Annotated in this window: 19 protein-coding genes and 1 pseudogene; 9 read left to right on the top strand and 11 right to left on the bottom strand. The window is 66.6% G+C overall.

Annotation, left to right across the window (positions count from 1 at the left end):
- Nucleotides 1-11 precede the first annotated feature (11 nt).
- Nucleotides 12-2,168, top strand: coding sequence for a methyltransferase (locus tag ACQY4K_RS19200; RefSeq protein WP_428391794.1), 2,157 nt, complete (start codon nt 12-14; stop codon nt 2,166-2,168).
- 24 nt (nt 2,169-2,192) lie between these two features.
- On the opposite strand, the gene ACQY4K_RS19195 is transcribed toward ACQY4K_RS19200, so the two are convergent.
- Entirely contained in the window at nt 2,193-2,561 is a 369-nt protein-coding gene (locus tag ACQY4K_RS19195) for a hypothetical protein (RefSeq protein ID WP_428391793.1), read from the bottom strand.
- Nucleotides 2,562-2,715: 154 nt separating this feature from the next.
- Between ACQY4K_RS19195 and ACQY4K_RS19190 the strand changes: the two genes are divergently transcribed.
- Both ACQY4K_RS19190 and ACQY4K_RS19185 read left to right on the top strand, forming a co-directional pair.
- Nucleotides 2,716-2,862 (top strand): hypothetical protein, encoded by a 147-nt coding sequence (locus ACQY4K_RS19190; protein ID WP_428391792.1) that lies wholly within the window; start codon nt 2,716-2,718, stop codon nt 2,860-2,862.
- A 68-nt stretch (nt 2,863-2,930) separates the two neighbouring features.
- A complete protein-coding gene (locus ACQY4K_RS19185; RefSeq protein ID WP_428391791.1) occupies nt 2,931-3,155 on the top strand; it encodes a hypothetical protein in 225 nt (74 codons plus the stop codon).
- A gap of 78 nt (nt 3,156-3,233) precedes the next feature.
- On the opposite strand, the gene ACQY4K_RS19180 is transcribed toward ACQY4K_RS19185, so the two are convergent.
- On the bottom strand, nt 3,234-5,105 hold the full coding sequence (locus ACQY4K_RS19180; protein WP_428391790.1) for a hypothetical protein: 1,872 nt from the start codon (nt 5,103-5,105) through the stop codon (nt 3,234-3,236).
- A 266-nt stretch (nt 5,106-5,371) separates the two neighbouring features.
- Between ACQY4K_RS19180 and ACQY4K_RS19175 the strand changes: the two genes are divergently transcribed.
- Entirely contained in the window at nt 5,372-6,241 is an 870-nt protein-coding gene (locus ACQY4K_RS19175) for a bestrophin family protein (RefSeq protein ID WP_428391789.1), read from the top strand.
- A 77-nt stretch (nt 6,242-6,318) separates the two neighbouring features.
- Here the strand turns inward: ACQY4K_RS19175 and egtD are convergent, their stop codons facing one another.
- From egtD to ACQY4K_RS19155, 4 genes are read right to left on the bottom strand one after another with little or no spacing between them, the layout of a single operon-like run.
- Nucleotides 6,319-7,314: an L-histidine N(alpha)-methyltransferase gene (gene egtD, locus ACQY4K_RS19170; protein ID WP_428391788.1), complete on the bottom strand. Its 996-nt coding sequence runs from the start codon at nt 7,312-7,314 to the stop codon at nt 6,319-6,321.
- A gap of 4 nt (nt 7,315-7,318) precedes the next feature.
- Nucleotides 7,319-8,551, bottom strand: a complete 1,233-nt coding sequence (gene egtB / locus ACQY4K_RS19165) for an ergothioneine biosynthesis protein EgtB (protein ID WP_428391787.1) — start codon at nt 8,549-8,551, stop codon at nt 7,319-7,321.
- A 2-nt stretch (nt 8,552-8,553) separates the two neighbouring features.
- On the bottom strand, nt 8,554-10,224 hold the full coding sequence (locus tag ACQY4K_RS19160; protein WP_428391786.1) for a cisplatin damage response ATP-dependent DNA ligase: 1,671 nt from the start codon (nt 10,222-10,224) through the stop codon (nt 8,554-8,556).
- Nucleotides 10,221-11,243: a ligase-associated DNA damage response exonuclease gene (locus tag ACQY4K_RS19155; protein WP_428391785.1), complete on the bottom strand. Its 1,023-nt coding sequence runs from the start codon at nt 11,241-11,243 to the stop codon at nt 10,221-10,223. Before ACQY4K_RS19155 ends, ACQY4K_RS19160 begins: the two co-directional genes overlap by 4 nt.
- A 29-nt stretch (nt 11,244-11,272) precedes the next feature.
- Here ACQY4K_RS19155 and ACQY4K_RS19150 point away from each other — a divergent pair, with 29 nt between their 5' ends.
- The gene (locus tag ACQY4K_RS19150) at nt 11,273-12,001 is read left to right on the top strand and encodes a hypothetical protein (RefSeq protein WP_428391784.1); all 729 of its coding nucleotides are present in this window, start codon (nt 11,273-11,275) and stop codon (nt 11,999-12,001) included.
- Complete coding sequence (locus tag ACQY4K_RS19145; protein WP_428391783.1) at nt 11,998-12,162, top strand: hypothetical protein; 165 nt, start codon at nt 11,998-12,000, stop codon at nt 12,160-12,162. Before ACQY4K_RS19150 ends, ACQY4K_RS19145 begins: the two co-directional genes overlap by 4 nt.
- Nucleotides 12,163-12,168: 6 nt before the next feature.
- Here ACQY4K_RS19145 and ACQY4K_RS19140 read toward each other — a convergent pair whose 3' ends face one another.
- Together ACQY4K_RS19140 and ACQY4K_RS19135 are read right to left on the bottom strand one after the other, a co-directional pair.
- The gene (locus ACQY4K_RS19140; protein ID WP_428391782.1) at nt 12,169-13,341 is read right to left on the bottom strand and encodes a zinc-dependent alcohol dehydrogenase; all 1,173 of its coding nucleotides are present in this window, start codon (nt 13,339-13,341) and stop codon (nt 12,169-12,171) included.
- Nucleotides 13,342-13,533: 192 nt separating this feature from the next.
- A complete protein-coding gene (locus ACQY4K_RS19135; RefSeq protein WP_428391781.1) occupies nt 13,534-15,348 on the bottom strand; it encodes a hypothetical protein in 1,815 nt (604 codons plus the stop codon).
- Between the two features lie 199 nt (nt 15,349-15,547).
- Between ACQY4K_RS19135 and ACQY4K_RS19130 the strand changes: the two are divergent.
- A pseudogene (locus ACQY4K_RS19130) lies at nt 15,548-16,067 on the top strand (transposase).
- Between the two features lie 16 nt (nt 16,068-16,083).
- On the opposite strand, the gene ACQY4K_RS19125 reads toward ACQY4K_RS19130, so the two are convergent.
- Entirely contained in the window at nt 16,084-17,820 is a 1,737-nt protein-coding gene (locus tag ACQY4K_RS19125) for a Hint domain-containing protein (protein ID WP_428391780.1), read from the bottom strand.
- A gap of 102 nt (nt 17,821-17,922) precedes the next feature.
- Nucleotides 17,923-18,861 carry a sterol desaturase family protein gene (locus ACQY4K_RS19120; RefSeq protein WP_428391779.1) on the bottom strand — a complete coding sequence of 313 codons (939 nt, stop codon included), beginning with the start codon at nt 18,859-18,861 and terminating at the stop codon, nt 17,923-17,925.
- A gap of 68 nt (nt 18,862-18,929) precedes the next feature.
- Here ACQY4K_RS19120 and ACQY4K_RS19115 point away from each other — a divergent pair, with 68 nt between their 5' ends.
- Both ACQY4K_RS19115 and ACQY4K_RS19110 read left to right on the top strand, forming a co-directional pair.
- Nucleotides 18,930-19,313: a response regulator gene (locus ACQY4K_RS19115; protein ID WP_428391778.1), complete on the top strand. Its 384-nt coding sequence runs from the start codon at nt 18,930-18,932 to the stop codon at nt 19,311-19,313.
- Nucleotides 19,303-20,964 (top strand): tetratricopeptide repeat protein, encoded by a 1,662-nt coding sequence (locus ACQY4K_RS19110; protein ID WP_428391777.1) that lies wholly within the window; start codon nt 19,303-19,305, stop codon nt 20,962-20,964. The genes ACQY4K_RS19115 and ACQY4K_RS19110 overlap by 11 nt, the downstream gene beginning before the upstream one ends.
- Here ACQY4K_RS19110 and mbfA read toward each other — a convergent pair.
- Nucleotides 20,871-21,827 carry an iron exporter MbfA gene (gene mbfA, locus ACQY4K_RS19105; protein WP_428391776.1) on the bottom strand — a complete coding sequence of 319 codons (957 nt, stop codon included), beginning with the start codon at nt 21,825-21,827 and terminating at the stop codon, nt 20,871-20,873. The two genes, ACQY4K_RS19110 and mbfA, sit on opposite strands and share 94 nt — an antisense overlap.
- Nucleotides 21,828-21,936 lie beyond the last annotated feature (109 nt).

Genomic DNA, 21,936 nt, shown 5'->3' with positions numbered 1-21,936 from the left:
TCTGCATTATCATGAATCGTAATGAGCGGCCTGCCCGCGCGGCGCCGGGTGCCGGTGTGGCACCGCTGCTGGCGCTGGCCGAGGGCCATCGCAGCAAAGGCCGCCTGCGCGAAGCCGATGCGGCCTGCGCGCGCCTGCTTGCGCAAGCCCCGTTCGAGGTGCGCGCCCTGCATATGCGTGGATGGATCGCGGCCCAGCAGGATCGGCCGCACGACGCACTGACGCATTTCACCCGTGCCGTTTCGGTAGCCCCGAACGCGGCCGCCCTGCACGACGGACTGGCCGGAGCCTATCGCGCGCTCGGACAGGCTGGCCTCGCCGAGCGGCACTATCGTCGCGCCGCCGAGCTTCACCCAAGTGCGATGACGCTGCTCAATCTCGGCAATGCGTTGATGGGCGTGCGAAACCCCGTCGAGGCCGCGGCGATCTACCGCTCGGCGCTGCGCCATGACGGGCGCATGGCCGAGGCCTATCACGGCATCGGCACGGCCCTCGCGGCGACCGGTGCGCCGGAGGCAGCGGACGCCTTTGCCCGCGCCGTCGCGTTGCAGCCGCGTCTTGCCGCGGCACACGAGGGGCTGATCGACCGGTGCATCGCGGCGGAGGCCTGGGAGACCGGCCTGCAGGCGGCCTGCGAGGCGCTGCGTCATGCCGACACCTTGCTGCTGCGTGTGCAGTTCGTCGATTGCGCCAGGGTCGCGCGGCTGACCGGCGAGGCGCCCGGTTTGCGGGACGCCCTGGACCGCGCGCTTGTGCAGCGGTGGACACGACCTCAGGATCTGGCGGGCGTGATCTGCGACCTGATTGCGCTGCGCGTGCCGTTCAATTCACGCGACGCGCTGCTTGGCCGCCTGCTGGAGCTGGCGGTGCTGACGCATCACGCGGCGGAGCGGGCGCTGACGGACGAGCGGCGCATCCTGCTCGGCGCGGCGATGTCGGGGGACATCATGGCGCCGGAGACGCTGGCATTCGCCTGCCGCCTGGCGCGGCAATGCTTCATCAATGAATACGCATGGGCCTGCTCGGTGGAAGAGTCCCGCGACGCCGAGGCCCTGGGCGAAATCGTGCTTCGCGCGCTCGATGACGGGCTGCCGCCGTCGGAGACGATGCTGGCAGCACTTGCCATGTATCGGCCGCTCGATCGCCTGAACCGGCCTGAGCCGTTGCTGTCGTACCGCTGGCCCGATCCGCTCGTAGCACTTCTGACCCAGCAGGTCGCGGAGCCGGCGGAGGAGCGCAGGCTTGCCGCGACAATCGCGCGCGCGACGACCATCGAGGATGCGGTCTCCCGCGCTGTCGCTTGTCAATACGAGGCGAACCCCTATCCACGCTGGGTGAAGTCCGCGGATGCAATGGAGCCGATCGCGTTGGATGACTGGCTCCGCGGGCGGTTCCCGACGGCTCCAGTGACGGCACGCGCCGGCAGCGCCGTGCTTGATGTGCTGGTCGCCGGCTGCGGCACCGGTCTGGCGGCCATCGAAACGGTCCGGGGCTTTGCCGGCGCCAGGGTGCTCGCCATCGATCTGAGCCTGGCCAGCCTGGCCTATGCCGCACGCATGACCGCGGCACTCGGCGCCAGCGGCATCAGCTATGTGCAGGCCGATCTGATAGAAGCGGACTCGCTCGGCCGTAGCTTCGACATGATCAGCGTCGGTGGCGTGCTGCATCACCTCGCCGATCCGTGGGCGGGATGGCGCAGCCTGCTGGCGTTGCTGCGACCCGGTGGGGTAATGAACGTCCTGCTCTACACGGTGCGTGGGCGCGACGACGTCCGTCGCGCGCGCGCATGGATCGCGCAACGAAGCTACAACGACAGCGAGGCAGGGATACGCGCCTGCCGCCAGGAGCTCGCGGCACTGCCCGACGACTGGGCGATGCGGCTCGCCGCCAGCCCGGACTTCTTTTCGATGAGCGGCTGTCGGGATTTGCTGTTCCACGTCCACGAGCAGGCGGTGACATTGCCCGAGGTCGTGGGCTTCCTGGCCGAGGAGTCCCTCGCGCTGATCGGTGTCGAGGTGCCGGCGTCGATCCAGGCTGCCTTCGATGCGTCCCAGGCCCCTGGTTCGCAGCGCGACCTCAGGCGATGGGATGTGTTCGAGTCCGCACACCCGCGCTGCTTCGCCGGAATGCTGAACCTCTGGATCAGAAAGCCGGAACTCAAGGTCTGAGATACGTCAGCACGGCCGTCAGGCTCACGGCGCAAGATTATTTCCGCCTTTTGGGGGAGCTGACCCGGGACTTTTCGAACCGGCGTGCAAGCTGGCGCGCATACTGTCCGGGTCTCGGACTTGGTCGGTCGACCCGGCCATCGGATCGTTCACACCGCCTATGCCTTTCACCTTCGCGCCGGGCCGCCTGTGACGCAGCGTGGAGAACAATATCCAGAAAAGTACGGCCAAGACTGCCGCAAACGTGAACATTGACAGCACGAGTTTCCAGTCCATGACTGCCCCTTCTATAAATGCGCGATAACGCGTCAAACGCAGCGAGCCGGCGTGGTTTCTTGTTGGACGCAGATGCTCATAAGTTGATCGGCAAACGCTGCGTCCGATCAGGCGCATCGTCGCCCTCGCAGGCGAGATCGTGCTTCGCGCGCTCGATGACGGGCTGCTGCCTTCACGACGATCGCGCGCGCAACGACCATCGAGGATGTGGTCTCCCGCGCCGTGGCCGGGCGATACGAGGCCAACCCCTACCCATGTCCATGAACAGGCGGTGACGCTGCTTGAGGTCGCGCGCTTCCTTGCCGACGAAGCGCTCGATCTGATCGGAGTCGAGGTGCCGGCCACGACGCCCTGCGCGACCTCAGGTGCTGGGATCTGTTCGAACCCGACAACCCGTACTGCTTTGCCGGAATGCTGAATCACGGGCGGCGACGGCTTGGTGCTTCGGCTGCAACCCGGCGAGACGTTTGCCGCCGGCGCGCGTCCGTGCGAGGCGCCGGACCCCGCGCGAGCCGGGCGACCCTGCTCGACGATGCTCTTGCCCGCCAGCTGGGGCGCGCCATGGCGCTGGATCGAAGGCAGCTCTACGGCCTGGAGATGCTGCGGGCACGACCGGCGTGCGGCATTGCCGAGATCGCTCGCGACCTCGGCTGGAGCCGCAAGCATTTCGCGTATGGGTGCGAGGCGATGCGACCTGCACGCGGTGGATGAAGCGACGCTCGCTCCGGCGCTGCAAGCGGCGCATGCGCTGGCCCAGCCCAAGACCAGACGGCGATAGCCGGCGCCGGCTCAGGAAAACGCGCCTCCGGCCTGAACCGCGACGCCAGCAAGGATGATCGTGGTACCCGACGACAGGGCGAACACGGTGCCGGCGCCGCCTTCGGACGTGGCGGTGACATGCTGGCCGCCAGCCGAAATATGGTCGATGCCCGAGCGAAAGCCGCTGATCGCGAGCACACCGCCAGAGCCTGCGACAAACTGATCAGGCCCGCCAGTGCCGCCCCAGACCTGGTCCCAGCCGCCGCCCCCGTCGATCGTGGCGGTGCCGTTGCCGGTGACGATGACCGAGCCGCCGTGTCCGGCCTGCACCAGGTCGGCGCCGGCGCCGAGGAAGAAGAGCGTATCGCCCGTCTGGTTGCCGCCGCGCAGGGTCTCGTTGCCGGCGGCGGCGATCAGGTAGGCGCCGCCGCCCGCGGCTCCGGTCAGGGTGTCGTTGTTGCCGCCGGCGTCGAGCACGGTGCCGGCGCCGGTTGCCGACAGTGCATTGTGGCCGAGGCTGCCGCCGCCATACCAGCCGCCGCCCGCGCCGGCGCGGATGGTGCAGGAGCCGGTGCCGCCGATGACGTCGGCATACTCCGTGGTGCCCTGGTAGGTGATGCCGCCGGCGCCGCCGAACACGCTTTCCCGCGGGCCGCCGGTCACCGTGGCAGCTCCGACGCCCATCACCAGGATGCCGCCGCCGCCGGCGTAGGTTACGTCGCTGGCGCCGCCGAATACCGTGGTGGTGGCGTTGGCGCCGGTGATCGTGCTGCTGCCCGCCTGCAGGCAGACCAGCGCGTGGGTGCCGGAGAGTGCGACCTGCAGGTCGCTTCTGGCCGAGCTCCCGAACAGCCTGTCGTTGTCGCCGGTCACGCCGAGCGCCACACTGCCGGCTGGGACGGCGAAGGAGTAGTCGTGGGCGGCGAGGCTGAGCTGCATCTGCCCGGTGCCGGCATCGATGACGGTATTGACCGTGGCCAGCAGGTTGCCGGTGGCGCTGCCAAGGGCGCTGTCAATGATCTGGGCCTGCTGCTGGCCGGGTGTCGGGCTGGTAATGACGGTGCTCAGGGCCGCGCCACCTGGTGCCTGCGTGTTGATGGTGCAGCCTTCGAGCGTGCCGTTGCTCTCGCGCACCGAGAAGCCGGTGATTTGCGACAGCGCGATGCCGAGATCGTCGCGGGCACCGCTGGCGCCATAGCCGTTCCACATCGTGCTCAGGAAACTGCCGCCATCGACCGGCACATTCCAGAACTGGCTGCCGAGAAGCGAGATGGCGGCGTCGCTCTGTAGTCCGGCCAGCTGGGCGAGCAGGCTGGTGTCCTGCGCCGGATCGCCGGTGACGTTGAACAGGATGTTGCCGTTCGCCATGCCCGAGGGCACCGGGTTTGCGGCCTCCGACGACTGGATCTGCATCATTGCGGTGTATTGGCTGTCGGCGGACTTGCCCTCGGAGGCGAATTCGGTCGCCACCGCCTGCTCGATCGTGTAGCCGGGCAGGCCGCCGCTATAGATCGGGCCGAGCTGCGCGTCGGTCCAATGGGCAAGCTCGTAGGCCAGGAGGCCGACGAAGACGCCGGCAGGGGTGACGTATTCCGGGCCTTGGCCGGGATTGAGGTTGCCGCCGAGGGCGATGGACTGGGTGTCGTCGTAGCTGGAGAGCGCGGAGATGTTGATGACCGCGGAATGGGTGCTCGAGCTCGCGCCATTGCCGGCTCCCGACTGCAGGGCGATTTGCGCTGTGCCGCCGCCGGGAAGCGTGAACGCATCGAGCTGCGCGATCTGGGCGAGCAACGTCGGCGACCGGTTGATCAGACTGACCACATCGGCAAGAAAGCTGGCCGGGACGCTGGATGCGATGCCCGCGAAGATCGGGTCGGCGGCGGTGAGCGGGGTGGGCATCATGGCTCCTTGGCAGGGGGCGGGAAAAGCCAGGCAAGGGCTTTGCCCTTGACCCACTGGGGCCGAAGGCCCCAGACCCCGATTCTTAAGGATTACTGGATTTTAAAGGCGTCACTTTTGATGGGATCGTGCGCGGCGAAGCGAATTGCCTTGCTTTGTTATCTGCCATTCGTTTTTCCGCGACCTGTTAAGCTGCCACATTTGAGACAGTAAACAATTTGCATGTTAAAATATCGTGAAGAACACACATGCCATGAAGAGCACGGGCGATGATTGTCGATCGGCGTGCCGGAACGTTCCAGCTCCTGCGCGAGAGCGTGCGGCCGCTGCTGCTGTTGCTTTTTTGGGACATCCTGGTGGTGGCGGTGTTCAAACTCGCGCACCGGCCCTGGATGGATCAGACCGGCCTGCCGATCCCGCTGCTTGGTTCGGTGCTGGTGCTGTTCATGAGCGTGCGCAACAACGCCGCCTATCAGCGCTGGTGGGAGGCGCGCACGCTCTGGGGTGCGGTGGTCAATAACAGCCGCTCGTTTGCGCGCCAGGCGGAGACGCTGGCGCGCGGCAGGCCTGATCTCACCCGCGCGATGATCGCCTACGGTCATGCCCTGCGCGGCAGCCTGTCCGGCACCGACACGTCGGAGATCGTGTTCGGCTTTCTTGAGCCTGGGATGCGAGCCGCGATGATCCCGTGCGCCAATCGTGCAAACGCCATCCTGACAGAGATCGCCCGCGGCCTTATGCGCGACGAAGACGCCATCGACGACGCCAAGCATGCGGCCATCGACCGTGTCCTGTCGGATCTCGCGAATGCCCAAGGCGGTCTGGAGCGTATCCTGCGCACGCCGCTGGCGATCCAGTTCGCGGTGTTCCCCGGACTGATCACGCGCGCCTTGTGCATCGTGCTGCCGCTCTCAATCGTGCAGGAATTGGGCTGGCTGACGCCGCTCGGCTCGACCCTGCTCGGCTTCCTGTTCGTTGCCCTGGACCGGATCGGCGCCGACCTGGAAAACCCGTTCAGCGAAAGTCTGCACGCGCTGCCGATGAAGGCGATCACCCGAACCATCGAGATCGATCTGCTACAAACCATCGGGGAGACGGCGCCGCCGCCGATCCTCGCGCATAATGGCGTGTTGCCGTAGGGGTCTCATACCGGCAGCCCTCCGGGCTGACCGGTATGCGCGTGCGGTTGGCGGGGCGGCCACGCGCAAGAAAGGGCTTAGTCGGCGATAAGCCGGTGCATCCCGAAGCGGCCCTGGGAGTCGGTCCAAAAGCCGTCGGACCGCCAGCCGGCTTGCGCCGCCAGCGCCAGAAAGCCCTGCCTCGTATGCTTGTAGCTGCTTTCGGTGTGGATGGTCTCGCCGGCGGCGAACGCGATGGTGCGTCCGGCGACCTGGATCACCTGTGGCAGGCGGCTGGCCAGGTGCATTTCGATACGGCCGGCCTGCTCGTTCCAGATGGCGCGGTGCGCGAACAGCTCGGGATCGAATCGGCCTGCGGCCAATCGGTTCACGTGTCGCAGGATGTTGCGGTTGAAGGCGGCGGTGACGCCGGCGTTGTCGTCATAGGCCGGCACCAGCTCCGATGCGTCCTTGCGCAGATCGGTGCCAATGATGAATTGCGCGGCCGCGGTGCCGCCGCGCGACAGATCGGCGCGCGCACGACGCAGGAACGACACAACCATCGGCGGATCGAAATTGCCAATGGTGGAGCCTGGAAAAAATCCCAGCCTGGAGCTGCCGCTCGGCAAAGGCGGGAGTGCCACGGGCGCGGTGAAGTCGGCGCAGAGCGGTTGCACCGTGAGGTGCGGGTGTGAGATGCGCATCCGCTCGCGCAATGCCTGCAAGGGAGGGCCTGCGATATCGATCGGCACGTAGGCGGCGAGTTGTTGCGGCACAGCATCGAGCAGCATCGCCGCCTTGTTCTCGTCGCTGGCGCCGTATTCGACGAGCACGCTCGCCGGAGCGGTATTGGCGACGATGACGGCCGCATGCTCCGCGAGCAGGGCGGTCTCGGCGCGGGTGACGTAGTATTCCGGAAGTTTCGTGATCCTGCCGAACAGGGCGCAGCCGGCATCGTCATAGAAAAACCGCGCCGGAAGGGTCTTCGGCGCGGCTGTCAGGCCTTGCAGGATGTCTTGAACATCCTTCGAGGGCGGGGCGACCGTCGAGCGGGACGACGGGGCATCCCGCAGTCCGAAATGGGATGATGCCATGGGTTCAAATATCCTTTGCCAGCCTCAGGCCGGTGACCTGCCAGCGTTTGTCGGGTGGAAAGAAGTTGCGATAGGTGACGCGTTCATGCCCCGGCGGGGTGGCATACGAACTGCCGCGCAGCACCATCTGATTAATCATGAACTTGCCGTTGTACTCGCCGATTGCTCCGGAGGGTGGCTTGAAGCGCGGATACGGCAGATAGGCGCTGTTGGTCCATTGCCAGGCGTAACCGAAATAGTCCGGCAGGTCCGCTGACGCGGCTTCGAGTTCAGCCTCGGTCGGCAGGCGCGCGCCGGACCAGCGCGCAAAGGCATCGGCCTCGTACCAGCTTATGTGCGTGACCGGTGCGTCCAGCGCAAGTGCGGCACAGCCGGCGAAGGTGACCTGCAGCCAGCCGCGCACCTCGTCGCGGCGCCAATGCATCGGCGCCTCCCAGCCATGCGCGCAGCATGCGGCCCAGCCGTCCGACATCCAGAGTTCCGGGCGCGCATATCCGCCATCCGCAATGAAGTCGAGCCATTCGGCATTGTGCACGAGGCGGTCGGCAAGCGCATGCGGTTGCAGGATATGCTGATGGCGCGGCGACTCATTGTCGAACGCGAAACCGGTGCCGGCATGCCCGATCAGGGCCAGTCCGCCGGCGCGTTGCAAGAAGTGCGTCGGACCCGGTCGGGGCGCGGGCGCGCTCCAGCCAGGCAACACCACGCTTCCCGTCCCGCGCCAGGCAAGCGGGTTTTGCGAGAGTGCATGCAGCGCGTCGGTGACCAGCAGTTCCTGGTGCTGCTGCTCATGATGCAGTCCGAGGGTGACGAGTTCGGCGAGTTCCGGCGCTACACCAGGTGTCAGCAAACGGGTGAGCGCCGCATCGACATGGGCACGATAGGCACTGACATGCGCGGCACTCGGCCGGGTCAGCAGACCGCGCATCGGTCGGGGGTGACGCGGTCCAACCGTATCGTAATAGGAATTGAACAAGTAGCCGAAAGCATCGTCAAAAGGTCGGTAATCCTGAAGATTTTGTGTCAGCACGAATTGCTCGAAAAACCAGGTGGTATGCGCGCGATGCCATTTCGCCGGGCTCGCATCAGGCATCGACTGGACGCATTGATCCTCCGCCGAGAGCCCAATGGCGAGATATTCGGTATGATTGCGAACCGACCGACACGCATCCGCGAGCGACGATGCTGCGGCAGCATGGGCTGAGGCATTATCTGAAGAAACTTGGGCGTGCTGCATGGTCAGCTCTTCGGTTCCGTGGCTGAACGACCTGTGGACGGGTGGGTTTCCCCCAGGTCGGTCGAAGAGTCCAGCAGACGCAGCAGGGTTTCGAGCCGGTCCGCGTCAGCCGGCGGCTTGTCCATGCGTAGGCGTGCAACACGCGGAAACCGCAGTGCGACGCCGGATTTGTGCCGGTTCGAGCGTTGTGCGGCGTCGAATGCGATCTCCAGCACGATGCCGTGAGCAGGCGTGTGCGACACCTCGCGCACCGGTCCAAAGCGCGCGCTGGTATGATTGCGTATCCAGCGGTCGAGAAGTGCGAGTTCGGCGTCGGTAAAGCCGGAATAGGCCTTGCCGACCGGGACCAGCTCGTCATCACCCGCCGCATCCACCCGCCACAAGCCGAAGGTATAGTCGGAGTAGAACGAGGAGCGTTTGCCGTGGCCACGCTGCGCATACATCAGCACCGCATCGATGGTGAGCGGGTCGCGCTTATATTTCCACCACAGGCCGCGTGGGCGGCCGGGCAGATAGAGGCTGTCGCGGCGTTTGAGCATCAGCCCCTCGATCGAGGCGGCGCGGGCACCGTCACGCAGGCGTGCGAGGCTCGTGAGATCGGGAGCGTCGACGAGCGCCGACAGATCCATCCGCGGCGGTCGCGTGCGCGCATACCACGCCTCCAGCCGGCGACGGCGCGCGGTGAAGGGCTCCGCGCGCACATCCTCGTCCTGATCGAACAGGATGTCGTAGAGCCGCACGAAGGCCGGGTATTGCAGCATCAGGGCGGCAGACGGCGTCTTGCGGTTCAGCCGCTGCTGCAGGTCGGCGAACGGGGCGACCACGCCGTCGCCTCCACGTTGCACCAGCAGCTCGCCGTCGAGAACCGCCTGGAACGTCATGGCCTCGACGATCTCTGGAAACGCGGCGGAGATGTCCTCGGCGCCGCGCGAATACAGCCGCCGGCCGCCGGATGTGGCCACGAGCTGGACCCGGATGCCATCCCATTTCCACTCCGTGGCGAAGGCCGCGAGGTCAAGGGTGGCGAGGTCCGCGGCTTCCAGCGGATGCGCCAGCATCGGCGGCCGGAACACCGCGGCCCCTTGCGGGTCCGGACGCGGGCCGCGCCCCTCGATCCAGGCGAACAGCGCCTCGTAGGGTGGCGTGAGGCTGTGCCAGACCTCCTCGATGTCGTCGGCGGCAATGCGCCCATCGCTCAGCCCGGCAAGCGCGATCTTCGCCACGCGCACCGAGGCGCCGACCCGCAGGCCGCCGGTGATCAACTTGAGAATGGCCAGCCGTACGCTGCTTGGCGAGGCATCGAGCCAGCCGGCGACCAGGTCCGGCAGGGCAGCCTTGGGGGTGCGCGCAAGGCTGCTCACGACCTCTGCCAGCAGCGGTGGCGATGGCGTGGACCCTGGCGGGCTCGGCCACATCAGCGCCACCGTCTCCGCGAGGTCGCCGACATAATCGTAGGACCAGGCGAACAACACCGGATCGGTGCGGCTTTCCGCCAGGGCCCGGATCAGCGCCGGCTTGGCGGTATCAAATGCGAGCTCGGCGGTGAGTGCGGCGAGGCCGATGCCGCGGTCCGGATCCGGCTCGGTCTCGAAGAAATGCCGCAGCAGCGCGATCTTGGCGAGACGGCCGGGGGTCAGCGTCAGCCGCTCCAGCAGGTCGGCGAACGCGATCACGCCGAGCCCTCCTCCTCGTCGCCGTAGCCGAGCAGACGCAGCGCCCGGCCGCGTCGGCCCTGCTTGGCAGCTTCATGGATCAGCGCCTCCTCGCTGCCATGCGTGACCCACACCTCGGGTGCGGCAACCTCCTGCATGGTGGCGCACAGCTCGTCCCAATCGGCGTGGTCGGAGAGCACCAGCGGCAGCTCGATACCGCGCGCCTTGGCACGCTGGCGCACGCGCATCCAGCCCGACGCCAGGCAGACCACCGGGTCGGACAGCCGACGCGCCCAGCGATCGGCGATCGCCGACGGCGGTGCGAGGACGATGGCGCCGACGAGCTCGGCCTTGGCCGCGACCGTGGCGGGGCGCAAATCGCCGAGTTCGATCCCCATGCGCCCGTAGGCCTCGCACAGCGGCAGCAGCGCTCCATGCAGATAGACCGGCCGGTCCCATCCGGCCGCACGCAGCAGAGCGAGCAGCCGCTGGCACTTGCCCAGCGCGTAACAGCCGACGACATGGGTGCGCTCGGGAAACAGCCGCACGCTGTCGAGCAGGCGCGCGATCTCGCCGGCCGGCGGCGGGTGGCGGAACACCGGCAGGCCAAAGGTGGCTTCGGTGACGAACACGTCGCACGCGATCGGCTCGAAGGCCAGGCAGGTCGGATCAGGCACACGCTTGTAGTCGCCCGAGACAACCGCGCGGGCACCTTGCCATTCCATCGCCACCTGGGCACTGCCCAGACAATGCCCCGCCGGCTGCAGCCACACCCGCACGCCGCCCAGCGTGATCGGCTCGCCGTAGGCCAGTATTTGGCGGCCGGTGCCGAGCCGCTCCTCGCCCATGCGCACTGCCATCAGCGCCATCGTCTCCGGGCTCGCCAGCACCGCGTCGTGCCCTGGACGCGCGTGATCGGCATGCGCATGTGTGATCACCGCGCGACCGACGGCGGCTGGCGGATCGATAAAAAACCCGCCGGGCTCGCAAAACAGCCCTTGCGGCAACACTTTCAGCCAGGTCTGCGGGTGCGGGGACATGGGAGCACGCTATACATGCCAGGCTTTAGATGATCGATCTTACCGTCGCGGTGCCGGCCTTCCTCACCTCGGCGGTGGAGTGGGTCGAGGCGTTCACCATCGTGCTCGCGGTCGGCTTGCAGATCGGCGGCCGTCGCGCCGGGAGTGCGGCGCTGGCGGCCCTCGGGGTGCTGCTGGTGCTCGGTCTGCTCACCGGCGGGGTGCTGCATCTCGGCCGGGCGCTGGGCTGGCTGCAGTTTGTCATCGGCGTGTTCCTGCTGCTGTTCGGCACGCGCTGGCTGGGCAAGGCGATTGCACGACGTGCCGGGCGCAAGCCGCTGCATGACGAGGACGCCGAATTTGCGCAGACCCGTGCGGCGCTCTCACGGGGGGATCGTCGGGCCGCCTGGTTCATCGCCTTCAAGGGCACCCTGCTTGAAGGGCTCGAGGTCTGGCTGATCGTGGTGGCGCTGGGCATGCCGCATGGGGGTGCGGCCGCGCGCTGGACGAGCAGCGCCGGCGGCGCGCTGCTGGCGCTTGTGGTGGTGGCGGCGGCGGGCTTGCTGATCCGCGCGCCGTTATCGCGGGTGCCGGAGAACGCGATCAAGTTCCTGGTCGGCGCGATGATCACCGCGTTCGGCACCTTCTGGACGGTGGAGAGCCTGGCCGGCGCCGGCGCCTGGCCGCTCGGGGAATGGTCGCTGCCGGCGCTTGCCCTATTCTACCTGGTCGGCGGTCTCGCCCTCTCCGCGCGGCCGTTCCGGGCGCAGACCGCATGAACGCCTTTTTCAAAACGCTGTTCGGCGACCGTCGCACGGTGGCGGCGGTCGCCTTGGTGCTGCTACTGGAGGCAGTCCTGCTATGGACTGCCGCCTATCCGGTCGGTGCCCTGCTGGTGCCGCCGGCGGTGCTCGCCGCCGTTGCCTGGCTCTCCCGTTGATGGCGTTCAGGCGAGCTTGAACACCACCTTGGTGCAGTGATCCTGCTTGTCGCGGAAGATCTTGTAGAGGTCCGGGCCCTCGGCGAGATCGGCACTGCGGTGGCTGATAAGCGAGGTGGTGTCGATCTTGCCCTCCTGGATCAGCCTGGTGAGCGGTTCCAAATAGCGTTTCACGTGGGTCTGGCCGGTCTTGATGGGCAGGCCCTTTTGGACGATCGCCGCCATGTTCAGCGGCACCGGACCGGCATAGACGCCAGGCACCGACACCGTGCCGGCCGGACGCACCGCCTGGATCATCTGCTCCAGTGCATAGGGCCGTTGGGTGCTGGTCACCGCCTCCTGCACCTTGCTGATCACGCTGAAGGCGCCGTGGCCGGCGACGGACTCCATGCCGACGCAGTCGATCACGCAGTCGGCCCCCTGCCCGTCGCTGATCTCGCGTATGCGCGCCATGACGTCCTCGACCTTGAAGTCGATGATGTCGGTGGCACCGGCGGTGCGGGCGAGCGCGATCCGCTCCGGGACAGTCTCGATGGCAATCACCCGTGCCGCCCCCATATGGCGCGCCGCCTGGATGGCAAAGAAGCCGACCGGGCCCGCGCCCCAGATCGCCACCACGTCGCCCTCGGTGATCTGCGCGTGCTCGGCCGCCTGCCAGCCGGTGGGCAGGATGTCCGACAGGAACAGCGCCTGATCGTCGGTCATGCCCTCGGGCACGACCATCGGTGCGATGTCGGCCATCGGCACCCGCACGAACTCGGCTTGGCCGCCGGCATAGCCGCCGGTCAGATGCGAGTAGCCGAACAATCCGGCGGTCGGGTAGCCGAACATCTTGGCCGCCATCTCGCCGTTGCGGTTGGAGCGCAGGCAGCACGACCAGTTGCCGAGCTTGCACTGCCGGCATTCGCCGCAATTGATGTTGAACGGCACCACCACCCGGTCGCCGCGCTTGAGCTTATGGTCCGGTGCTCCAACCTCGACGACCTCGCCCATGAATTCGTGGCCGAGCACGTCGCCGCGCTCCATGCCTGGCATCTGGCCGTCCATGAGATGCAGGTCGGAGCCGCAAATCGCGCAGCTCGAAACCTTGAGGATGACGTCCCGCGCATCCTCGATCGACGGGTCAGGAACCGTATCGCAGCGAATATCGCCTTTGCCGTGCCAACAGAGTGCGCGCATCTGACCGGTCCCGACTGTGGTTGAGAGCAGCAAAACGTCGCCGAGCGGCGCTGGTTGCGACGGTTTGCCTCAACGTGACCGGGCGAGCCGGGCTGTCCGGCGACTGGCACGCAGCGGTCCGGCCAGCCTTGCGCCTCATTCCGGTCGCTTTGGCAAGGCGGCGTCCCGTGGACACTCAGCTGGATCGCGCATTTACTGGAACATAAGCAGCTTGGTCGCTTCAGAGCGATCAGCACTGTCGAGTCTGGGGTTCGCCGGCACAGGGCCCTTGCCTCGCAAATAGTCAAGCGCCGTCAAACCCAGGCTGTCTCTCAGAGTCTTGTCGGCACCTGCTGCAAGAAGCTCGCGGATAGTGGCCAGGCTGGCATTCGCCGCAGCATAAATGAGAGCGGTTCGGCCACCGTGTAGAATGTGATAGGCTTCGCATCCGACGTCCCCAGCTTCCCCGGCCCGGGCGTCGTTATTCGGAATTCGATCCGGCGCAAAGCTTTGTTCGTTGATTTTGGCTCCAGCCGTAATCAACAACGATACAGCCCCGATTTTGTCGAACTGGGCTGCCGTCATCAGAGGTGTCTTGCCAAAGTCATTGACAGCGTTGACGTTGGCGCCATCGCTGAGCAGCAAGCTAATTGCGCCAGGGCTTTCAATCGCCAATGAGAGAAGAGGCTCGCTTATTCCGGTTTCCGGTAGTGTGCCGGAGACGAAGGGCTGTAGGGCGCGGGTTGCGTCCGAACCCATGATTGCCAAGGCAATCGGCTGCGGAGGAGGCGCATCACTGGTCCATAGCAACGGCAGCCAGACCGCGACGTGGGCGGCGTGCGCGGCGTCCCTTGGCGAGAGACCCCAGCGCGTTTCGTACATGGAGGTGAAATCCGCCATGGCCTTCTCGAAGCCGGGCTTGAAGGCCGCAAAAGCATGCCGGTTCCAGACCGATTGATAGCTCCACGATTCGAGCGGTATGTTTCGTGGGACGGCCGGAAAGACGACGCCGGTTGCTGGCCAAAAGCGCCTGGGGTCAATGCCGGGTTGCAACAGTCTCTTCGGCGACGTACGGCTTATGAGTTCGTACATCCGGTCCTCGGCGAAATCCGCATACCGGATCGTTCCCGTGCAGCGGCCGAATGCGCCACCGTCATACGGTGCGGCCGAAGCAGCGAGTAGCGCGGCACTGTGGGGATAAGGGTATTCGTAGTCGCTGCAGACGGCGAGAGGGACAAAGTTATCAGCCGATGACCCGAACTCCGCGCCTGTGGCCCGAATCAGGTCTGGAAAACGTGCGAACAGCTTGCAAGGAAAACTGAGGCCGACACCACCGAACTGCATGTAGCTGACGAGTCCGGAGATCGAGCCGTCGTACGCCTCTCGTACTGGCACTGGTAGGTAGCGATCTCCTTTACTCTCCTCGGACAACTGCCTGGCAAGAGCTTGCTGGAGCTTTGTGTTGGCGGCGGATGGTGGATCGAACAGTCTTGCGGTCATAAGGTGGCCGAGATGAGCTGGCACGGAGTTTATGCTCACAAAGACACGTTCGGCGGCCCGGGGCGCGAAGGGCATTTCCGCGAACGCTTCATTAAGCAACCAAAGCGCCAGAGGGGGTTTGCCGCTGGGAACGCGAGGGTCTTGGGCTCCGTAGCCGTAGTAAGGCGGCTTTAGGCTTTCCGCCCGTCTGGTTATTAGGTCGAGAAGACAGTGGGTTCGATCGGAGATGTCTGGCTGCTGGACCGTTCCCGATGGGGTGAGGCCGCACTCGGGGCCCCGCCGCTTCAGCCAGGCGCGCTCAAAGGCAACCAGGTCGTCGCGGTAGGGTCCGGCTGCCACAAGTTCCACCTTATAATATTGTGACAATGCCAGATCCGAGGCACTGAGGCTCGGATTGCCGCAGATTGCATGTTCAACCGGATTGGCCGCTTTGGCGCAGTCAAAGCTGGGTCCCTGTGGCTTGGCCGCGCTGGCGAGCGGGATGATGCACATCGCAAGCAGGAGACCATGGATGAGGGCACGCAACATGTTGGCAAAGGCTCCAGGGAAGGGCTTTGTTGTTCATTGCTGAAGTGCTTGCTGGATCGCAATCAAGATCTTCGGTATGCGGCCAAACTGGCATGCCAAAGCCATGGGAGGGGAGAGCAGCGGAATCACATGGGGGTGGGTGGTTACGCGAGAATGTACTTCCAACAGGTTGTCGAAACCGGGTTGGATGAACGTCCTGATGTGGAACGCCACCCGTGCGCAGCATTTGCGCGACAGGCTCGGCTTTATCAGTGACGTGACTGAAGCCGAATGGGCTGTCCGGAAGCCGCTTCTGCCTCCGCCTTCGCCTGTTGGACGACCGCCCGAATGGCCGAGGCGCGGTGGTGAACACCGATGGCAGGCCGTTGATGCTGCAAGTTCACCCGGCATCGGTCCAGGACCGCGACGGAGCGGTCCCGTGGCTGAAGGCCTCTCGTCGCCGCTTCCTCTTCGTAGAGCGCGCCTTTGCTGGTTCTGCGGTCGCCGCCGAACGCGTGGCCGACGCCACCTCCATTGCCGTTGAAATCGTCCGCAAGCCCGCGGGTCAGATCGGCTTTGCGGTCAATCCGCGCCGTCGGGTCGTCGAGCGGTGCTTCGCCTGGCTCAACCGGAACCGGCGCCTGGCAAAGGACTTCGGGGCCATGGTCGCTTCAGCAACCAGCTTGCTCTACGCCGCGGTAGACACGCGACTGACCCGGAGGATGGCTCGTTGCACATGACTTCAGAGTTGGACTCTCAGGCGGCGAGCGTCTCCGGGTAGAGCGCTGTCGCAGTGAGCTGGATGTCGAGGAAGGTGTCCGGTCCGGCGACGGGCACGTCAAGTGCTGCACGGCCGTTGGTCCAGCGGTGGCCGCCCTCGGCGTCATGCCAGCCTTCGAGCGACATACCAGCGAAAGGCACAACCGTCTCGTCCAGGCCGGTCCAGACTGCCATCCGGCCGACGGCGACGCCCAGGATGCGACGGTCGTCGACGAAGGGACCGACGACATCGGCCGGCGCCGCGGCTCGTGAGAGCAAACGGGTTGGACGGGCGTCGCGCGGGATGTGGAACACATGGCGCTGGCCGTCATGCCAGCTGGCGTTGAGTTCGCTGCCGTCATCGAGCAGCAGCCGCAGATCGGGCTGGTTGGTCAGGGTTCGGGCGGTCGCAGCACCTCCGAAACCGAGCGTGCAAGCGCGGTCGGAGAGCCGGGTCCAGAGCGGCTCAACCAGGTCGCGCGCGACCGCCAGCGGTGCCGCCATGACGACACCAGGGCGAACCGTCACGCGGGCCCCGGCATCCATGAACAGATCGCGGTTACCGGTGTCGAGATAGCTCTCGCAGGCCAGGCCCTCGGCCAGCAGGATGCCGTGTGCTGGCAGCTCCACATGGAAGAAGTCGTAGACGGGAATGCCGCGGTCGATGACGATGGAGCGTCCGTTGACCAGCATGCGGGCCGGGGTGAGGCCGGCTTCGGTCAGGATGCAGTGCTCTGGTGTGACCAGCAGGTCGCGATGCGGCACGCCGTCGGCAAAGGCACCGGCGCGGATCCGGACCGGATAGGCCTCGTCGCCGCCGCCGAACGAGGCGGCGTCGATCGAGCGGCCGCCGAGCCAGGTGACCGGGCGCGCGATACGCACGCCGTCCTCGATCGCGCAGACCAGGTCGCCGACCTGAAGGCGCTCGACCGGAACCTCGCCGGAGGGGGTGGCGATCATCACGCCGCGCAGGAAGCAGGGCACCGACAGAGTGCCGGCCGCCGACATCGAGCCGTCGCTGTCATTGATCGAGAGATCGACCAGGGTTTGCGACTGCACGCCGGTCGCCGGCGTGAAGTGCAGCGCGCGCAATTCCGCGGTCAGGTTGGCGGGGGTGGTGGCGGCGAGGCTGTAGGTGCCGGCTCCGGTCTTGGTCAGGCCGGTACCGCTGAGCAGACCGTCGGCGTCGCCGATGACGCCATTATTGCTCAGCACGATGGTCGCACTGGTCGCTGTCGTGGTGTCCGGATCGGTGACGGTGACGTCCGCGAATGGGGTGGCGACGGTGTTGACCGGGTCGTTCTGGTTCGACGGCAGGCCGCTGATGACCGGCAGCGTGCCAACGCCGCTGCTGCCGTCGTTGATCAGGCGCAGCGGCGTCGTGCTGGGACCGGCTTTGTTGACGACGGAGGTGTAGAGCGACGGCGTGCCCTGATAGAACGAGGTCGGGTTCTCGCTGCGCCAATCGACATAGAGGCTGGTGTAGCTGCCGGTCTTGGAGGCCGCGAGAAAATGGATTTCGTAGGACGTGTTGGACGGTGAGTTCGCATAGGGCAGCGTGCCGCCGTTGGTGAACGTGGTGGTGCCGCCGCTGCCCTGGACCGTGAAAGTGGCGTTGCTTACCGCGACCAGCTTGCCGGTGCTGTCGTATTCAGAGGTCCAGGTTCCGGACAGGGTCGAACCGTCGGAGAACTCGGCGCCGGAGATGGTGGTGGTGACGAACGTATCGGACATCGCGGCGGATCCTCGAGCCAGTTGCGTGTCCGTAACGAAACAGACCCTGCGTAGCCGAGACTGTTAGCATATCGCAACGGTTAGGGCAAAACCGAAAGTGGCCTACGATGCTTGGCGGCCTAACGCCCAGGCGCGCCGCAGGCCGGCCGTCTGCTGCGCCAGCCAGCCGCCGGTCGCCATCGCCTCGCCGGCAGTCAAATCCCCGGTTTCGACCACGTCGCGGGTAAAGTCGGCGGTGCCGAACAGCATGTCCCACCAGGGAAACACCGCGCCGAAATTCCGTGATCGGCGGCCGCAGGAGGGCAGCCCGTGGTGGGCGCGGTGGAACTGCGGCGAGACCAGCAGCCGCTCGCCGAGCCAGCCGAACGAGATCGTGGTGTTGGCATGCGACAGGCTCTCGACCAGCCGCAGGCACAGCACCAGGATCGGGAACTGCAATGGCGGGATGCCGATCAGCAGGCCGATGGCGATGAACCAGAGTGTGCTGATGGTGTCGTCGAGCACATGGTTGCGATCGTCCGACCAGAATGTCATCTGGCGCTGCGCGTGATGCACGGCATGCAGGCCATACCACCAGCCAAACCGGTGGCTCAGCCGGTGCCGCCAGTAATCGCAGAAATCCAGGATCACGGCGTAGAGGAAGAAGCTCAGGATCGGCAGGCCGAGCAGCGCCGGGAACAGCGTCTCCAGGGTCGGCGGCACGTAGCCGTGATCGGCCAGCAAGCCATTGATCCAGGTCTGTGTCGTGTAGAAGCCGAAGAACATGACCAGCGGGAACAGCCCGACCCGCGCGACCACGGTGTAGAGGATGTCCATCGCCACGGCACGTGCCCGTCCGGGAGAGCCGCGCTGCAACGGCCGCAGCCGCTCCATCGGCATGCAGATGGCGCAGTTGATGACGACCTGCAGCACGCCGTAGACCGCGAACAGCGCCCACAGGAAGGACACGTCCTCCCACTCCATCCAGCCGCAGCGCCAGAGCAGGGGGACCAGCACGGCCTCCTGGATCCAGCCTGCAATCCATGCGAAAGGGTCGATCATCACGCCAACCCTCTAGCACGACCCTGGGGCATCATGCAGCCCGAGATCACCGGAGAGTGCCAGATCAGATGAATGCGCCTCCCCCTCCCTTGGCGTCCCGCCTGCTGCTTGTCGAGGACGAGTTCCTGATCCGGATGACCCTGTCCGAGGCACTCGCCGAGGACGGCTTCGAGGTGGTGGAAGCCGAGGATGCCGACGCAGCACTCGAGCGGCTGCGGCACGATCCCGATGGGTTTGCGCTGATGCTCACCGACATCCAGCTTCCCGGACGCCTCGATGGCGTAGCACTCGCCCGGCATGCCCGCATCAGCCGCCCGGACTTGCCCGTCATCTTCATGAGTGGCCAGCCCGAGACCAAAATTGCGCCGAACCCACTCGACACCTTCGTGGGCAAGCCCTATTCGCCGACGGCGCTCTCGGCCACCGTGCGACGCATCCTCAATGGCGGCTGAGCGGCGGGCTATTCTACGCACTGTGCTCGACGCGCTGCATGCCGGCCGGCACGACGAGGCCCGGCTGCTCAGCCAGCCTCTGGTCAGCGCGCCCGACATCGAGGCGCGCCTGTTGCACGCTTTGGCTCTGGGCGGCTGCGGCCTTGCCGCCCCCGCTGCCGTGATGCTGTGCGCAATCGCCCGCGAAAAGCCAGAGGCGATCCACCCCTGCCAGGACCTTGCGGGCCTGCTCGTAGCGCAGAAACGCGGTGCCGACGCCGAGCCGATTTTTCGCGCGGCACTGGCCCTGACCCCGGACGACCCGAGGCTGCTGCTGGCCTGGGGCGACTGGCTCACCGGGCAGTTGCGGGCCGCCGAGGCCGAGGCGGCGCTGCGCCAGGCCCTGTCCGGGCGTCCGCGCGACCTTGCGACGATGAACCAGCTCGGGATCGTGCTGATCGCCCTTGGCCGCACCGACGAGGGGTTGGCGATGTTCCGCGACGTGGTGGCACTCAACCCCGCCAACCATGCCGGCTGGGCCAATCTCGGCTGCGCGCTGGCGCATGAGGGCGAATTCGAGGACGCGCTGGCCTACTACCATCGCGCCATCCGGATCAGGCCGGAAGACGCGCAAATCCGGCTGAACCATTCGATCTGCCTGCTCAAATCCGGCCGCATGACACAGGGTTGGACCGAGCACGAATGGCGGCTGTCCTTGCCCGGCCATACCGAGCTGCCGCGCCGGCTGCTGCTGCCCTCGCTCGGCCCGAACACCGATCTTTCAGGCGCAACCGTACTGGTGACGCAGGAGGAGGGCCTGGGCGATACGCTGATGTATCTACGCTATGCGCCGCTGCTCGCCGACCGTGGCGCGCGCGTGCTGCTGTGGGTGCCGCAGTCGCTCCTCCGGCTCGCCCAGCGTGCCGAACCGCGGGCCACGGTGCTGGCCGGCGACGTGCCCGACCCGATATTCACCTGGCACTGCCCGTTCATCAGCCTGCCGCGCGCCTTTGCCGCGACCGATGACGCGATGGGGCAGCCGATCCCCTATCTGCGCGTCGACCCCGAAGCCGTGGCCCGCATGGCGTCGCTGCTGCCGGCAACGCCCGGACTGCGCGTCGGCCTGGTCTGGGGCGGCGCGCCGCGGGCCGCTGACCCGGTTGCACACGGCATCGACCGCAGGCGCAGCATCGGCCTGGCCGCCCTCGCCCCGCTGGCAGCACTCCGCGACGTGACCTTCGTCAGCCTGCAGAAAGGCCCCTACGCGGACGAGCTGGCGGACCCGCCGCCGGGCCTGGTGCTGCACGACCCGATGCCACATATCGATGACATGGACGACACCGCCAGCCTGGTGATGAACCTGGATCTGGTGGTGAGCGTGGACACCGCGGTCGTGCATCTGGCCGGCGGCCTGGGCGTGCCCACGATCCTGCTCGACCGCTACGATAATTGCTGGCGCTGGCTCTACGGCCGCGAGGACAGCGACTGGTATCCGACTGTCCGGATCATCCGCCAGACCCGACCCGGCGCGTGGTCCGACGTGGTGGCGCGCCTGGTGGAGGCGATCCGCGGCCGCCGCTACCCGCTGCCGATCAGCACGCCGGCGGCGAGCACCAGGGCGCCGCCGAGCATGACCTTGGCCGCCGCCGAGAAGGGCGGCGTCTCCATGTAGCGGTATTGTATGTAGGCGATGATCGCGAGCTCGACGACGACCACGCAGCCGGCGACGGCCGTTGCCGTCCAGAACCGCGGGATCAGATAGGGCAATGTATGGCCAATGCCGCCGGCGAAGGTCATCAGGCCGCAGACCAGGCCGCGCAGCAGCGGCGCCCCGCGGCCGGACAGCTTGCCATCGTCGGCGAGCGCCTCGGCAAACCCCATGCTGATGCCAGCACCCGTGCTCGCCGCGAGCCCGACCAGGAAAGCGTTGTGCGTGGAATGGGTGGCGAACGCGGCGGCGAACACTGGCGCCAGGGTGGACACCGCACCATCCATGAGCCCGACCAGACCAGGCTGGATGATCTGCAGCACGAAACGCTTGCGGGCGTCGTCGTCCTCGCGCTCGCGCACCTCGCCGGGCAGGTGCTTATCCTCGATATGGCCCGCGGTCTGCAGATGCTCGGCCTCGGCCTCGGCAAGGTCGCCGAGCAGGCGGCGGATCGCGGGGTCGGTGGTGCGGCTGGCGGCGCGCAAATAAAAGCGGCTGGCGTCGGCCTCCATCTGCCGCGCCTGCCTGCGCACCGCATCGATGCCGCGCGGCACCACCCGCCACACCGGCGAGGGCACCGGGGCGCCACGGATGTCGCCGCGACGGACCTGCGGGATGTGATCGCCGAACCGCTGCACATACAGGTCGATCAGGGCGCGCCGATGGCCGCCCTCCTCGGCCGCCATGTCCGAGAACAGCTTGGCGCTATCGGGGTAGTTCTCCCGCAAATTCTCGGCAAAGTCGGAATAGGTGCGCCCGTCCTCCTCCTCGTTGGAGATCGCCAGGGCCAGGATTTCGCGCTCGCTCAGGTCGGTAAAGTTTCGCATGCCGAGCTAAGTAGTCCGCCCACGCCGAAAAACCAATGCTGCCACCACCCCTTGCCCGGCTCCGCGAAGATGTGAACCATACGGTCCATGAAGATGCTCCCCACGGTTC

It is taken from the genome of Lichenicoccus sp. (genome assembly GCF_965276875.1).
In the GTDB taxonomy this organism is placed as follows: Bacteria; Pseudomonadota; Alphaproteobacteria; order Acetobacterales; family Acetobacteraceae; genus Lichenicoccus.
The sequence above is the reverse complement of the archived record's forward strand: the minus strand, read 5'-3'. Positions and strand labels throughout refer to the sequence as shown.